The organism is Litoribacter populi, from assembly GCF_007483685.1.
Taxonomy (GTDB): domain Bacteria; phylum Bacteroidota; class Bacteroidia; order Cytophagales; family Cyclobacteriaceae; genus Litoribacter; species Litoribacter populi.
Genome location: NZ_VMKN01000003.1, coordinates 111,966 through 126,746, shown reverse-complemented (window position 1 = coordinate 126,746; position 14,781 = coordinate 111,966). Strand labels below are relative to the sequence as shown.

General features: G+C 42.9%; 14 protein-coding genes and 1 pseudogene. 9 read left to right on the top strand and 6 right to left on the bottom strand.

Features of this window, described 5'->3' with window-relative positions:
- Window positions 1-152: 152 nt before the first annotated feature.
- The 6 genes and pseudogenes from FPL27_RS19315 to FPL27_RS19290 all read right to left on the bottom strand — a co-directional run bounded on the left by FPL27_RS19315 (window position 153) and on the right by FPL27_RS19290 (window position 3,192).
- On the bottom strand, window positions 153-764 hold the full coding sequence (locus FPL27_RS19315; RefSeq protein WP_143962881.1) for a Uma2 family endonuclease: 612 nt from the start codon (window positions 762-764) through the stop codon (window positions 153-155).
- A 188-nt stretch (window positions 765-952) separates the two neighbouring features.
- Window positions 953-1,325, bottom strand: a pseudogene (locus tag FPL27_RS19310) (Uma2 family endonuclease).
- Window positions 1,326-1,529: 204 nt separating this feature from the next.
- Window positions 1,530-1,736 (bottom strand): GDCCVxC domain-containing (seleno)protein, encoded by a 207-nt coding sequence (locus FPL27_RS20085; protein ID WP_143962880.1) that lies wholly within the window; start codon window positions 1,734-1,736, stop codon window positions 1,530-1,532.
- Between the two features lie 2 nt (window positions 1,737-1,738).
- Window positions 1,739-1,945 carry a cation transporter gene (locus FPL27_RS19300; RefSeq protein WP_143962879.1) on the bottom strand — a complete coding sequence of 69 codons (207 nt, stop codon included), beginning with the start codon at window positions 1,943-1,945 and terminating at the stop codon, window positions 1,739-1,741.
- Window positions 1,946-1,967: 22 nt separating this feature from the next.
- On the bottom strand, window positions 1,968-2,336 hold the full coding sequence (locus FPL27_RS19295; RefSeq protein ID WP_143962878.1) for a mercuric transporter MerT family protein: 369 nt from the start codon (window positions 2,334-2,336) through the stop codon (window positions 1,968-1,970).
- Window positions 2,337-2,397: 61 nt separating this feature from the next.
- Complete coding sequence (locus tag FPL27_RS19290) at window positions 2,398-3,192, bottom strand: glycoside hydrolase family 16 protein (RefSeq protein ID WP_185974425.1); 795 nt, start codon at window positions 3,190-3,192, stop codon at window positions 2,398-2,400.
- A 221-nt stretch (window positions 3,193-3,413) separates the two neighbouring features.
- On the opposite strand from FPL27_RS19290, the gene FPL27_RS19285 reads away from it, so the two are divergent.
- From FPL27_RS19285 to omp85, 9 genes are all read left to right on the top strand, one after another.
- The gene (locus tag FPL27_RS19285; protein ID WP_143962876.1) at window positions 3,414-4,346 is read left to right on the top strand and encodes an MFS transporter; all 933 of its coding nucleotides are present in this window, start codon (window positions 3,414-3,416) and stop codon (window positions 4,344-4,346) included.
- 126 nt (window positions 4,347-4,472) lie between these two features.
- Entirely contained in the window at window positions 4,473-6,278 is a 1,806-nt protein-coding gene (locus tag FPL27_RS19280; RefSeq protein ID WP_235893502.1) for a serine hydrolase, read from the top strand.
- 214 nt (window positions 6,279-6,492) lie between these two features.
- Complete coding sequence (locus FPL27_RS19275; RefSeq protein ID WP_143962874.1) at window positions 6,493-7,407, top strand: hypothetical protein; 915 nt, start codon at window positions 6,493-6,495, stop codon at window positions 7,405-7,407.
- Between the two features lie 152 nt (window positions 7,408-7,559).
- Entirely contained in the window at window positions 7,560-8,351 is a 792-nt protein-coding gene (locus tag FPL27_RS19270; RefSeq protein ID WP_143962873.1) for an undecaprenyl-diphosphate phosphatase, read from the top strand.
- Window positions 8,352-8,369: 18 nt separating this feature from the next.
- Entirely contained in the window at window positions 8,370-9,284 is a 915-nt protein-coding gene (locus tag FPL27_RS19265; RefSeq protein WP_143962872.1) for a hypothetical protein, read from the top strand.
- 71 nt (window positions 9,285-9,355) lie between these two features.
- A complete protein-coding gene (locus FPL27_RS19260) occupies window positions 9,356-10,699 on the top strand; it encodes a porin (protein ID WP_143962871.1) in 1,344 nt (447 codons plus the stop codon).
- A gap of 247 nt (window positions 10,700-10,946) precedes the next feature.
- A complete protein-coding gene (locus tag FPL27_RS19255; protein ID WP_143962870.1) occupies window positions 10,947-11,645 on the top strand; it encodes a response regulator transcription factor in 699 nt (232 codons plus the stop codon).
- Entirely contained in the window at window positions 11,642-13,000 is a 1,359-nt protein-coding gene (locus FPL27_RS19250; protein WP_143962869.1) for an ATP-binding protein, read from the top strand. Before FPL27_RS19255 ends, FPL27_RS19250 begins: the two co-directional genes overlap by 4 nt.
- A gap of 137 nt (window positions 13,001-13,137) precedes the next feature.
- Window positions 13,138-14,652: an Omp85 family outer membrane protein gene (gene omp85, locus FPL27_RS19245; protein ID WP_143962868.1), complete on the top strand. Its 1,515-nt coding sequence runs from the start codon at window positions 13,138-13,140 to the stop codon at window positions 14,650-14,652.
- Window positions 14,653-14,781: the final 129 nt, after the last annotated feature.

Genomic DNA, 14,781 nt, shown 5'->3' with positions numbered 1-14,781 from the left:
AGTTACCTTTTTCAAATTCGGCAACAATTGATTTCTTGAACTCCACACTGAATTGCCTTGTCTTGTTGATGGATTTTAAGTTTGCTTTCATGATATAGAATTGAGTAAAAGTGGTCAACCTATATCAGGGACATACAAATGAAGACGGCTGATTACTCCATATCCCCAAAAAACTCCTCAAGATCCAATTTGAATCCCTCCAGCACCGTGGAGCGGACGGTGTCACCCGCACAGAATAGTCGGGAGGGTATATATTTCCCCTCTTTCATCATATAAATGATAAGGGTTTGGTCAAGGGGTTGCAGGATCCAATATTCTCGGACACCATGCTCTAAGTATAAATCGTGCTTAATCTTAAGATCTTTTTTATTGTTGCTGGGCGAAAGGATTTCCACGATAAGATCGGGAGCGCCAAGGCAGCCGGCATCGTCTAGTTTGGCTTTATCACAGATGACGCTGATGTCTGGCTGGACGACGGTAAAAATATCCTCGTTCTTCAGAGATTTTTGGGGTAGGCGTACATCGAATGGGGCTGGATAAATATCACAAGGTTTGCCTTTCAGGAAATTATTGAATGCTGTTGTCAAATTACCTGCTACTTTCTGATGTATTCTGCTCGGAGCCGCAGTCCACTTATAGACTTTACCCTTGATGATTTCCACCATCTCCTCCATATCCCAGGTCAAGTAGTCGGCATAAGAGTATTTGCCCGGATAAGCGGCCAAGGGTTCTTCTGCTTTGGATATGTCCTCTTCGGTTTTCATATCTTAAAAATACAAAATTGTAGGAAATGTATCTGATAAGTAGATGGTTAATTTCGGTTTAGGAGTTTAGTCATCCCGCACCGCATAGCTGCGCTCTATGCGGTGCGGGATTGTTTAGAAGTTTTGGGATGAAGGTTGCATCGCCTCGCGCCTAAACCCCTAAATTTCTGAATGCGCGCAGCGCCCATTCAGAAAGCCACCTTATCTCCCGTACCAAAAAGCCGGGAAGCTAGGTACTTTCCGTCCTCAATCGTGTAAATGATTAAGGTTTGGGCAATGGGGTGAAGTATCCAGTATTCTTTCACCCCGTATTCCTGATAAAGCTCGTACTTGATCTTCAAATCCTTTTTGTTGTTGCTTGGGGAAAGGATCTCTACAATTAAATCTGGTGCACCCACGCAACCTGCCTCGTCCAATTTGCTTTTGTCACTTGTAGACCTTGCCTTTGATGATTTCCACCATCTCCCCCATATCCCTGGTCAAGTAGTCGGCATAAGAGTATTTGCCTGGATAAGCAGCTAAGGGTTCTTCTGCTTTGGATATTTTTTCCTCGGAGTCCATATGATAAAGTTACTAAAATTACCCTTAAATGTTTTACTAAATAATTGGGGTCATGAGAAAAGATAAACCGCAAAGGACGCTAAGAGGCGCAAAGGGGAGGCATATAACTCTAAGTTCTTTGCGCTACTTTGGGGTCTTTGCGGTTAATTTTAGAGGCAAAGCCTCAATTTTCATAGTCCCGAGGCGCAGCTTCGGGACAACGGGTTAGCAACAGCTTTTTCCCTTTTGTATAGGGGGACAAGGGACGGTGCCGTAGCTGCAATATACGCAGCAGTCTCCGGCTTTTGGCTTAATAACAACCTGGCAGTTTTCGCAGTCATAGAAAAATTGACAGGCGTCGGTGGGCATTTGTTCTTCTTTTTGGTGTCCACAGAAAGGGCAGGTGATCGTGGAGGCTAATTGGGCTGACATATCTATTTCTTTAGGTCTATTCGATATCCGGTTTTATTTAACGCGACGAGGATTTCATCAGCTGAGGTTCGGCTTGGATCAAATATGATTACGGCCTTGGATTCATCAAAGGAGGTGTGAGATTGGATCACACCATCAACTTGCTTGGCTTGAAGGTTAACAGTTGGCTCACAGCCGCTACATGTCATCCCTTTTACACTGAACTCCACCGAATGAGTATTAAACAATGCCTCATCTGGTACCTCTTCCGCTGTAGGGTATAAAATAAGAGGAATAAGAAGGAAAACTGAGTGCTAAAAAAGCAAAAACGGTTACGGCTGTCAGAAATGCTTTGCCTTGTAGGAAGGAAGGTTTAGGATCGCATGAAGTGCTGCAATCTGGGGTAGTTTTTCTCGATTGGGATATTTGATTGTACCAGGCCAATCCTAGGAAAGCTACCGTGATGCCTGATAAAAAGGGTCTGAAAGGTTCAACCCAAGCAAAATTGGAAGCCACGCCACCCGAACCTGCTAAAAAGGCCATAACAGGGGCTATGCAGCAGAGGGAAGCGGTGATAGAAGCGAGGATACCGGAAACTGATAGGGTGATTGACTTTTTCATTGATATAAAGGTAGGAAAAAAATTGTGCAGCCTGCCTATTGGGTTACCTCCTGGTAGGTGCCTAACTTTTCTTCTGAAAAACCCTCACATAATCCACTTCCAGTTTTCTGGGAAAGCGGATTTGGCTTGGGTCACCACCCCCGGCCCCAATGGCTAGGTTAATTAAGATATAATGTGGATCGTGGAAAGGGTTGTAGCCATCTGGCTGATAGGTGTCATCCAGAGCCACTTCATTGAACAAGATGTCGTCGATGAAGATTTTGATGTGCTCCTCGGTCCATTCCAATTTCCAAATGTGGAATTTATCAAGCCACTTGGGGTCCTGTTGTGTAAAATGGCTGAGAGGAGTTTTGCTGTCTTCCAGGTAGGGCTTTCCGTTTTCATCTAGCCAAACCACATTGGTAACCATGGTGGGTACGCCTTCGATGCGGAAAAACTCGAGGATATCTATTTCCCCGTTTTCCGGCCAAGGTCTTTCTGTACCCAGGGTCCAAATGGCTGGCCAGAGGCCTTCGGCGGGATCAAGTTTAGCTCGGAATTCAAAAATGCCATACCTGAATTCCTTCCTTCCTTGGGTGGTAATACTGGAGGAAGTATATTCAGCATATTCCCTTTCGCTTTTCCAATTTTCGCTTGAAGGATCGTAATCCTGGTTTTTTACTCTCTGCTTTCTGCCTACTATTACCAATTTGCCATTTTTCACTTTAGCGTTTTGAGGCCTGTAGTATTGTAGCTCAAGGTTTCTGATATAACCTTCCTCATAAGTCCAGAATTCAGGGTTAGGTTGTCCCTTATAATTAAATTCATTATGCCAGACCAATTCGTATCCCTCTGGAGGGGTTATGGGTTCATCCATGGTGGTTAGTTGTAAGGACTTGCATGAGGATAAGAGAATTAGGGTAAAAGATATGAAAGTAATTGAAATGTAACTTTTGCTATTCGCCTTTTCCGTTCTTCTGACCATATATCTATCGTTCAAATTCCTGCACCTCTCCTAAGAGAAGGGTTGAATTTGGGGGGTATGCTTATAAACTTTGTATGCTAAAATAGCTTATTATTTAAGTCAAGCCTAATATCATGTTTAAGAATATATCCATAGTCCTTCTGTTATTTTTTATTCTGGGTACCTCGATGATCCGCATTACCTCCATGTCCAAGTATTTCGATGATGGCCGGGGAAAGGCCATCAGTCTGGCCTCCTTGGGTCATCCACTTGGCGAGGCGTTTTTGCCTTTGCTGGTGCTTGGAGTAATTGCAATTTTTGGTTGGAGGGGTTCTCTCTGGTTCAGTGCAGCCGCAGTGCTTTTATTGGTGCCTGCTTTTGTCTATGGATTAATTAAGGAGAAGCACTTGGTGGTAAAGGAAAGTCGACCTTTGAGCCAAACGGCACGGGAGAGTGAAGCAAACATTAGCCAATGGCAGATACTCAAATCTAAGAGTTTCTGGACGCTTGCCCCAAATGTTTTTGTCCTTTCATTTACCGTAACCGGTCTTTTCTTTTATCAATTTGCCATAGCCGATTTTAAAGGATGGTCACTGGAATGGATGGCAATGGGCTTAACGGCATATGCCATTGCAGGTTCTGTAGCTATTCTCTTCGCCGGCCCCCTGATTGATAAGTATACCGCAAAAGTGTTTTTCCCTTTTTATTTGATACCGTTTTTGCTGGGAGTGTTCAGCATCTGGTTTTTGGACTTCCGCTTTGCGGTATTTGTCTATATGACACTGTTGGGGCTTTCGGCTGGCTTTGGGGGTGCCCTGAAGTCTGCGCTTCAGGTTGAGTTTTTCGGCACGCGGTCGATTGGTTCGGTAAGGAGCATTTTCACCTCCCTAATGGTGATGAGTACGGCAATTGGTCCATTTGCGTTCGGGGCAATCGTGGATTTTGGGTTCGGTCTTGATACTGTTTTTATGTTTGCTTCTGTATTATTGACCATAGTGATTGTTCTGTCCTTTCGTGCCCTGCCAAGTTATACCTATAAAAGGATGAAATATCGATTGGTTAAATGATATAGAAGGTGTCTACTAACTTTTTAATATCCTTTTCGATAAATCATTTATTATTGAATGTTTTTTAGTCATATTTTCGACATTTTTACCTAAATTCCGTTCGGATAACGTTAAATGTTGATTTTTATGAAAAAGATAGGTGTGCTATTAGGCCTGTTGGTAGGCTTTAATTTTTCAGTGATGTCTCAGGACAAGCGTCTCGAGGGTCTTGAAGAGGAATTGGAAAAAGTATTGGAGACTTGGCAAGCGCCAGGATTTTCAGTAGTGGTGGTGGATAAGGATAAAGTGATTTACAGTAAAGGCTTCGGGTATCGGGATTATGAAAACCAGTTGCCAGCTACTCCACAAACACTATATGCCATCGGTTCTAGTTCAAAAGCTTTTACCTCGGCACTGATGGGGAAACTGCGGGATGAGGGCAAACTCAAACTTGAGGATAGCCCAATCAAGCATATTCCCGAATTGCAGTTCAAGAATAATGAGTTAAACAACATGGTGACTATCCGAGATTTGATGACTCATAGGACCGGACTGCCCCGACACGATATTAGCTGGTATCTTTTTTCTACTGATTCCCGTGACAGTTTGGTGCAGCGAATTGCCCATCATGAGCCATTTGCCAAGGTCCGAGAGACCTGGTATTACAACAATTTCATGTATTTGCTTCAGGGGGTGATTTCTGAAAAGCTATATGGTAAAAGCTGGGAGGATAATATTGCCGAGCAGTTTTTTGAGCCCCTGGGCATGTCCAGTTCGACTGCCAAAATCGACGGATTGAAAAACGGCAAGGAAGCAGCATTTGGCTACAAGCTGAAAAATGACTCCATAGTTACCAAAATGGATTATTATGACATTGCGGCCATGGGTCCGGCGGGAAGTATCAACAGCAACGTGGAAGACCTTTCCAAATGGCTGATCACTTGGATCAATGGCGGAAAATATAATGATGAGCAGATTCTTTCCCCAGGTTATATTCAAGAGGCCATCAGTCCTCATATGGTGATGAGCTCAGGCCCCCCTACCGCCGACCAACCTGACCTGCACTTGAGTTCATACGGTTATGGCTGGATGGTAAGCTCCTACAAAGGACATTACAGAGTAGAGCATGGAGGCAATATTGATGGTTTTTCGGCTAATGTTGCCTTCTACCCAACTGACAGTGTGGGGATTGCGGTATTGGTCAATCAAAACGGCTCCTCAGTACCGAATATCGTTAGAAACATCATTTCAGACAAGATGCTGAGCGTTGAATCAACAGACTGGAACAACCTGATAAAGGAAAGAGCAGACAAAGCAAAGGCTGAGCAGGATTCAGTGCAAGTATCAATGAGTTCAAGCCAGAAGAGAGGCACCAAGCCTACCCATAATTTGAGAGAATTTGAGGGGGATTACACTAATCCAGGTTATGGCAAGTTTACCATTGAAGTACAAAATGACTCTTTGTATGCAAAGACTAAGAAGGAGTCGATGTGGCTCAAACATGTTCACTATAATGTCTTCATGCCTTACCCTGTGGAAAATGGCCTGCCTGATACGCTGGAGATGTCGCCTTTGAGGCTGAATTTCAGGATTGGGGACAGTGGGGACATTTCTGCCCTGACTGTAAAATTGGAACCCACCGTGGATGCCTTGGAGTTTAGAAGAAAGCCCAAAGAGGTGGAGGTTGATACGGAAAAAATGAAGGAGTATGAAGGTGAATACAGTTTGGGTGGGCAGACCATCCGCTTTTACCTCAAAGAAGGCGATGATTCCACACTTTACCTTTTTGTCCCTGGCCAGCCTGAGTATGATTTGCTGGCTATTGAAGAGGATACCTTTACGTTGAAAATTGTGGAAGGATTCAAGATTCGGTTTGATCGGGATGAGGAGGATAAGATTAACGAAGCGGTTTTTGAGCAGCCGAATGGGACTTTCAGGGCGAAACGGAAGTAGATTATCATGATATAACAACCACTAAGGCGCGGAGGACACAGAGAGGAATTAGTAAGAGGTAAGAAGTCAGAAGTAAACGGTTTTACCTCTGACTTCTTACCTTTCCCTTCTTACTAATAAATACTTTACGGATTATGCTTCTCCATACAAGTAATGTGGTTTCATAACAAATGGCCCCCCTGCGAGTTAAATGGGTGTGTTTTATGCCTAAATTATGCTTAAAAGTCATATTTACTTTATATTTTTTGTCGTTTTACTCACCGGTTGTATCGGGCAGAAAAAGGTGGTTTCCACGGAGTTGCCTATTCAAGCAGAGTGCTTTTCTACCCTTGTAGACAAGCATTTTACCCCAACAGATATAGAGTTTAAGGAACTTGATGAAAAGTACCAGGATGAAATTGACCGCAGAAAGCATTTTTTGAGTTTGGCCTTGGAGATGGAAGAAGACCTCCAGCGGCTGGTGCAGATGAAAATGGATGAGGAGCCGGAGGAGGATATCAAAAGGTTGAGGGACCAGTTGATCCGTGTGGTAGACCTTGCTGAAATGGAGGTTTCGGCCATTGCTAGCGGATTGATCTGCGAGGAAGAGAATAGCACCCAGTTGGCAACATACCTTGACCGGAAAGTGGGAAACCAAGAAAGAAAGCTCACCGTGGCCGCAATAACCATTGGGGCAGGGATGGCCACCGCACGTGGGGTTACCAATCTGGGCGGATGGCAAAGTCCAGCGGTGGAAGGCGTGATCTTGGCCGGAGCACTTGTGGAGGTATACATTGCCGTGAAAATACTCTTATTGACTCGCAAGATGGAAGTAGAACACCCGGTCAATATCATTGAAATGGTAATAGAAAAGGATAATTCAGCGGGTATTTTTTCCCCTGCGGTTTGGTTTTACCTCAATGAGACTTCAGAAGTGATGGAAAAACCTCTCCGCGATCAGATGATTGAGCGCTGGGAAACATATACCCAGTATGCTGACAAGGATTTTGATCTTTTCATGGGAGAAAAGGGGACTTACAATGCTGAGCAGCTACATACCCGATCAGACCTTTTGGAAAACATCACCGCGCAGGTCAACATCATGAAGCAGGACATTATGCATATGATGAGGTTTTTGCATGGGTTCTGAGATAAATTAAACCTCCCCAGGTTTTCGTGAGGTAAATTTAAACCTGGCAGGTTTTTGCGTGATTTGGCAGGTTTTTTGAAAAGGGGAATGGCTTTGAAGGCAGAGTTTTTTATCTTGCCGCCCTATTTTTAAATATCAATTTAACATCATCAATGGGAATATTAGAAGCTTTCATCCTGGGTTTGATCCAAGGATTTACTGAATTTTTACCTATCAGCAGTAGTGGACATTTAGAAATCGGGACTTATTTACTCAATGTCGAGCCAGCTGACAACTTAATTTTTCAATTAATTGTCCATGCAGGAACTACCCTAAGTACCATTATCGTATTTCGAAAGGATATAGCAGATTTGTTTAAGGGCATATTCACTACTGAGTGGTCGGAAAGCAAGTCTTATGTGGCTAAATTGGTTTTATCAGCTATTCCATTAGCCATAATAGGCTTCACTTTGGAAGATTATATTGAGGAGGTGTTTGCCGGAAGGGTGCTATTTATCGGTTTCATGTTTTTACTGACCGCGTTATTGCTGGCAATGACCCATTTCAGCAAAGGAAAAGGCACTGACGTTACCTATGGAAAGGCTCTTTTGATAGGTTGTGCTCAGGCTATTGCATTGTTGCCTGGAATATCGAGATCTGGGAGTACCATTGCTACAGCTTTGTTGATCGGAGTGGATAAGTACAAAGCCACGAGATTTTCCTTTTTAATGATTCTTATGCCTTTGGTCGGTGCCTCTTTACTTAAGTTTATCAAGTACTTTCAAGACCCCACTATTACCGGAAGTATTTCAGGCGCAGCTGTCATTACGGGGTTTGTGGCCGCCTTCATTTCCGGCTGGATTTCCTGCGTGTGGATGATTAATATTGTCAAGAGAGGGAAGTTGATCTATTTCGCTGCTTACTTATTAGTTGTTGGAATTATTGCTATCATAACATTTCTTTAAGATTTGAATTAAGTCTATATGATTAGACTTGTTTCCTACTTTTTAATCTTTCAGATTTTGCTCAGCAGCTGTGCTTCAGGGCCGCGGATGGTAGAATCTGATCTTCCTTTTCAGGAAGAGTGCTTACAGATTCTTATTGATGACAATCAGGCTGATTATCATCTAGATTTCAAAGGTGAAATAAAGCCTGAATGGGCCGCCGAACTAGATGAAAGTATTTACAGGATGGCGGTCGTCACCAATGGAGTGGAGGAGTTGGAACAATTGGTTTCCTACGCAGACAAGGAAAAGGATGAAGATTATGAACTTGCCCTTCAAAGAATCCTGAGAAAAGTCAATGTGACCAGCCTAGAGGTTTCGGCCATAGCTGGTGGGCTGGATTGCGAAGAGGAAAAAGCGGATCAACTGGCTGATTTTTTGGATAAAAAAGTAAGAAAGCGCGAAAGAAACCTAACAGTCGCTTCTATTATTACGGGTGCGACAGCCTCTATAGTGATGGGGGTGATCCTTTTTGCCGGGGGGAGTGACACCAAAATTGAGCTAGTGGGTATCGCCGGAGGACTTACCGAGGTATACCTTGGACTGAAAATCCTTCGTATGGAAAAGAAGACTGAAGTCGAGCACCCCAACAATGTGTTGAGAATGATTGTTGACAAGGATAACAGTGTGGGTGTTTTTCCGTCCTCTGTATGGTACTATTTCCAATCTACTCCACCAGAGCAGGAGGATACGCTCAGAGATAAGCTCTTGAAAAGATGGGAGGAATACAACGATCTGCCCGAGGATGAACTTGAAATTTTGTTTAGTAGTGGTGGGGTATATAATGTCGATATGCTAAAAAGTAGAGCTGATTTGTTGGACCAGCTTGGCGCGCAGATAACTCTGATGAAGCAAGATCTACTAAAGTTCAATAGGTATTTGCTGAATTTATAGAGTAAATTCTAATAGGTTTTTAATAACTAGGCCTAATTAAGGTTGGTTATCTACATAATTGATCAAGGATTATGAGAAAACATTTTTACATTTCATTATTGATTTTTCTTCTAGGAGCAACAGAGTTAATTGCCCAAACACACCCTTCCCATGAGGACACCATACGGCGGAAAGATTGGAGGGTAATAGACTCTTTGACCTATCAAACTCAGACAGGCCTTCCTATAGCGGCATCCAAGATATATTTCACGGACAGGAAGTTTGCTTTTTCGGGGTTTGGGGAGGCAGCCTTTATTCATTATGATGGGCCTAAAGATCGTGGGAGTGAGGATATTGAGCTTTACATGACCAGTCTATATAGGTTTGTGAGTTACTTGGCATATAAACCCAAACCCTGGTTGGTGTTGTATGGGGAGCTGTTTTTTGAATATTTCCGCGACCAAGGAATAGAGTCGGACACTGAGCTGTTCGTAGAAGTCTTTGCTGATTTTCTGCTTGACCCCCGCTTTAATGTGCGGGTGGGAACCCATCAGGTGCAGATAGGATATGTGAACAATCACGACGAACCGATTCAGTTTTTCTCCGTCAACCGACCAGATGTGGAAAGGATCATCATTCCCAGCCAGTGGATTGATTTGGGTATCATGACCTACGGGGCCATTGGGGAGGATTGGTCATGGTCCCTATCTGCATATCAAGGGTTAAATGCCAGAAATTATAATGGTGGCACTTGGATTCGCCGGGGCCGAGATGATGAGTTGAGATTTAATTTCAACTCTATGCTCTTGAATAGCCAGATTTCTTACAGCGGCTTCCAAAATACCTTAATCAATGTTTCCGGACTCTACACAGACGCCGGAAATAACGAAGAGCTAAGTCCCATGATAGGAATGCCCGAAAGAATTAATGCTCCGACTTATCTGGTTTCATCTTTTGTAAGGAATGAATGGGAGAATTTTACTTTTATGCTATTGGGTACATACGGGCGCATGAACAATACCGATGGAATCTATAGACTTACTGCTGCCGAGCAGATGGATCCTTTGGGAGGGCAAGTTTTGGGTCGGGAAGTTTTTGGCTATTATCTGGAAGTGGGATATGATCTGATGCCTTTTTTCAGAAACAGGGATATGCTCAAAGGCAAATCCACTTTCTACTATAGGCCTCAGGAGGTGATGTTGCCCTTGTTTTTTAGATATGAACACCTGAATACTCATGCTAGCGTACATCCGGACCTGCTGGATTTTGAACGCTTCCAATCGGATTTGAGAGTGCTTACCGTTGGTGCCAATTTCAACCCCAGGAGAAATGTGGTGCTAAAGACCAATTATCAGTTTCGCTGGAACCGGCAGCCGCTGTCGACAGGCGAGAGCGAGGGGAATAGGTTTGAGTTTGGATTTGGGTTTATATTTTAAAAAAATGCAGGAAAAATAAACCACAGAGGCAAAGAGGTCACAGAGAAAAAATAATAACCGCAAAGAAGGGGAAGTGGCGCAAAGGGATTCTGGCTTTTAAATCAAGTTTTACTAAAAATTAAAGGTGATATCCGCCTATTTCTTTGCGCCCTTTTGCGTCCTCTGCGGTTACTTTTCTGAGTTAAATCCCCGCATTCTAAGGGTTTTCTAATAGTATGTATGGATTGATTCGCTTAATTTTATCCTTATGGGCAAAATTAAACTATTACTGGTCGAGGATGATAAGCGATTAGCCACAGTGTTGAAAAAAGGCCTTGAGGAAAAGGGGATGGAGGTGGAAGTAGCCTTTGACGGAAATATGGGTTTCCGGCTTTTCGAAAACAAAACCTTTGATATCCTCATCGTTGATCTTATTTTACCCCTCATGAATGGGTTGCAGTTATGTAAGTCCATCCGGCAGACAAAAGCTGGTGTGCCCATCATTATGCTAACCGCTCTGGGGACCACAGATGATAAGTTGGAGGGCTTTGATGCCGGGGCCGATGATTATTTAGTTAAGCCTTTTGATATTCGAGAGCTTTTTGCGCGGATAAAATCCTTGCTCAAAAGAGCCGATTATAGCGGTGAATTAAATGCGGATAACCCTATACTTGAGTTTGAGGACATCAAGATTGATACCCGGGTCAAAAAAGTGTACCGTGCCGAACAAGAGGTCAAGCTTACCCCCAAAGAATATAAGCTATTGGAATATTTAGTTCGGAATGCCGAAAAGGTATTGAGTAGAGAGGAAATTTCCCGGGAGGTTTGGGGAATGGATTTCGATACGGGGACTAATTTCATTGATGTTTATATCAATTACCTTCGTAAAAAAATAGACAAGACATTTGAGCCCAAACTTATCCACACCCGTCCAGGGATGGGTTTCATTTTGACTAAAAGCGCATGAAGATAAAAAGCAGGCTGTCCTTTCTCTTTACGCTATTTTCGGCAGTGTTGCTCGGCGGGTTTACCTATGCTATCTATCTAACCTACCTTCACAACCGTGAGGAGGAGTTTTATAAGAAAATCCAATTGCAAGCGATTACCAAGGCAGAATTGCTTCTGGAGGCCAAAGTCCATGCCTCGACCTTGCAGACTATTTATGAAAGTAGTTACAACGTGTTGTTTCAGGAGGAGGTGGCAATTTATACTACTGATTATGAGTTGCTGTATCATGATGCGGTGGAGATTGATATAGTAAAAGAGACCCCAATTATGCTTGAGAGAATTAGCCGTCAGGGGGAGATTTTTTTCAAGCAGGATGATTGGCAAGTGGTGGGCATCCGATACGAACATGAGGGACAGACCTACCTAATTACCGCAGCAGCCTATGATGCTTATGGCTTTCAAAAACTGGAAAATTTGAAGTATAGCCTTATGCTTATATTGGCAATTATGCTGGTTGTTATATACTTTACCAGTCATTTTTTTGCCAGAAAGGCCTTAAAGCCTCTTATCAATCTTAATCAGGATATTGGTAAAATCACCGCTTCGAATTTGGACTTGCGGCTTTCCAGGAAAGAAAAGGATGAGATAACTGAGATTTCGCAGAGTTTTAACCATATGCTCGACAGGTTGGAAAAGTCCTTCAATGCCCAGAAAAATTTCGTTTCCAATATTGCCCATGAGCTTCGGACTCCTTTGGCAGCTTTGATGGCGGAGTTGGAAATTGCTACCCTGAAGAAAAAAAGCAAGGAAGAGCTTCTCGAGGCAGTCAAAAACAGTCTGGAGGATGCCAAAAGGATGCGTGAGCTCACTCAGGATTTGCTTGATTTGGCCAAGGCCAGCTATGAAACTTCCGAAATCACCATGTCATCACTTCGGGTGGATGAGTTGCTCATGGAGAGCAATATTGAAATTAAACGCTCCTTTAAGAATTATCAAATCCAGCTCATTTTTGATGAAACGGAGGACTTGGAAATGGAAGTTAATGGCAATTCCTATTTGCTATTGGTGACCTTCAAAAACCTGATGGAGAACGCTTGTAAATTTTCAGCTGATCAAAGTTGCCATGTCAAAGTGGGTAACAAAGGAAAGGAGGTGATCATTTCTTTTCATGACAATGGACCTGGTATTCAGCTTGAGGAGATGGATCGCATTTTTGAACCCTTTTTTCGCGGAGCCAATTCCGATAGGGCAGAAGGAACTGGTGTAGGATTGTCGCTTTGCAAGAGGATAGTTGAAATCCATAAGGGTAGTATAGCAATAGAATCACCCCAAAATCAAGGTGCTGTTTTCACTGTTCGGTTACCACTTTTATAATTCTAATGGGTTTCTAATTTTTTTCTAAGCAACCTCTAAAGTACCTCATTAGCTTAACCAGGTAATTTTGTAGGACATTCTTTTGGGAGGGTGTCAAACTATCTATTAATCAGGAATACCTGCTGAATTTTAAGTTTATGAAAAAGTTACTATCACTGCTGCTGTTGGTGATGTCCAATAGCTTATTGATTTTTGCCCAAGATGAAGTGGCTCCAGCTAGAGAACGTCACTTGCGCCACCAAAATGCGGATAGACTGATAATCCGGGATACGATACGGATGCCATTTGAGGTAGCTGAGGAAAAATTCCTTTCTACAGATGATGTTTTGAACAAAAAGGAAGGCTTCTTTGTCACGGGACTTCCAAGGTTTGAATTTGATCCTATTCGGGGTTTTGGAGTAGGGGGTAATGTTTTTCTGTACCAAAACAGGGATAAGTTTGACCCCTTCTTTTACATTACGCCCTATCGCTACAGGGTAAATACAGAGTTTTTCGTTTTTGAAAATGGCAGGATTAGAGGTGCTGTTCAGTTTGATGTGCCTTATATTTTCGGTTCCCAATGGAGGTTAAGAGCTGATGCGGTGGTGTGGGAGGATCCAAATGCTCAATATTGGGGTGTTGGAAGAAATTCCCTTGACAATTTGACATTTTCAGACAAGTCACAAGGCCAGTATGGGGCTACTAGGCAATTCAACCGAGTAAATGATTATGAGAACAACTTGGCATTAGCCGTGCCCGGAGCAGATGGTAGATTAACTACTGATACACATTACAATCAATTTATCCAAAGGGAGCAACTATATAATATTTTGATGGAAAGAGTGATGCTTGGAGGGAGATTGAGGTTTATGTTTGGCTATGAGGCGCTCTTTACCTCCTTTACTGATTATACCGGAAGAGAAGCGGAAGAAGCTTTTCTGCCAGGAGGTGAAGAAGTGACTGCTATTAACAACCAGACATTGCTTAATCGGCAGCAGATGGATGGTACCTGGGATAGGTTCAATATGTCTGGTTTCCAGGAAGAATATGCTTTTACTAGTATGTTAGCTGGAGCGTTAATTTATGATACCCGAGACTTAGAGCCTGACCCTTCCGAGGGTGTTTTCCTGGAATATAGCCATGAAATGTCAGCACCATGGCTGGGTTCAGATTTCAGTTTCAACAAGTTTATGCTTCAGGGACAATACATAAAAACCTTGGCCCGATGGAGAGATGGGCGAAGTAGGTTGACTTTTGCCGGTTTGGGTGCTGTGGGACATATTTTTGGTTCGAATATCAACTTCATTGAAATGTGGGACCTTTCCAGTCAGGCTGAAGCCGGTGGTATTCTTATCCTTGGAGGGGAAAGATCCCTTCGAGGGTATAGAGAAGCAAGGTTCTTGGCGCCAACTGTTGGTTTGGTAAACTTGGAAATGCGAGCAAGACTTTATGATTTCAATGCATTTAATCAGCATTTTGCCTTGGGTTTGACACCTTTTTATGACATGGGGTCGGTATGGGATCACCTTTCTGACATTAACTTCCGTCGATGGAGGGGTGCTCCTGGTGTAGGGGGACGAATCGCTTGGAATCAATCAACTGTTTTGAGGCTTGATTATGCAAACAGCCGTGAAGGAGGACAGTTTTTCTTTGGGTTTGGGCATATTTTCTAACACAAATGCGGGACAAACTGTATTAGGTCTTTTGGTAGCTCCAAAAGACCTTTTTTTGTATTTTTACTTTGGGTAAATTCGGGTATTAAAATTTATTAAAAAATTATATATTGAAATTTCATACAATTT

Coding starts and splice junctions, on each gene's coding strand:
- FPL27_RS19255 (WP_143962870.1), top strand. CDS start 10,947: ATGGGCAAAATTAAACTATTACTGGTCGAGGATGATAAGCGATTAGCC.
- omp85 (WP_143962868.1), top strand. CDS start 13,138: ATGAAAAAGTTACTATCACTGCTGCTGTTGGTGATGTCCAATAGCTTA.
- FPL27_RS19265 (WP_143962872.1), top strand. CDS start 8,370: ATGATTAGACTTGTTTCCTACTTTTTAATCTTTCAGATTTTGCTCAGC.
- FPL27_RS19290 (WP_185974425.1), bottom strand. CDS start 3,192: ATGGATGAACCCATAACCCCTCCAGAGGGATACGAATTGGTCTGGCAT.
- FPL27_RS19275 (WP_143962874.1), top strand. CDS start 6,493: ATGCTTAAAAGTCATATTTACTTTATATTTTTTGTCGTTTTACTCACC.
- FPL27_RS20085 (WP_143962880.1), bottom strand. CDS start 1,736: ATGTCAGCCCAATTAGCCTCCACGATCACCTGCCCTTTCTGTGGACAC.
- FPL27_RS19280 (WP_235893502.1), top strand. CDS start 4,473: ATGAAAAAGATAGGTGTGCTATTAGGCCTGTTGGTAGGCTTTAATTTT.
- FPL27_RS19295 (WP_143962878.1), bottom strand. CDS start 2,336: ATGAAAAAGTCAATCACCCTATCAGTTTCCGGTATCCTCGCTTCTATC.
- FPL27_RS19315 (WP_143962881.1), bottom strand. CDS start 764: ATGAAAACCGAAGAGGACATATCCAAAGCAGAAGAACCCTTGGCCGCT.
- FPL27_RS19270 (WP_143962873.1), top strand. CDS start 7,560: ATGGGAATATTAGAAGCTTTCATCCTGGGTTTGATCCAAGGATTTACT.
- FPL27_RS19260 (WP_143962871.1), top strand. CDS start 9,356: ATGAGAAAACATTTTTACATTTCATTATTGATTTTTCTTCTAGGAGCA.
- FPL27_RS19285 (WP_143962876.1), top strand. CDS start 3,414: ATGTTTAAGAATATATCCATAGTCCTTCTGTTATTTTTTATTCTGGGT.
- FPL27_RS19250 (WP_143962869.1), top strand. CDS start 11,642: ATGAAGATAAAAAGCAGGCTGTCCTTTCTCTTTACGCTATTTTCGGCA.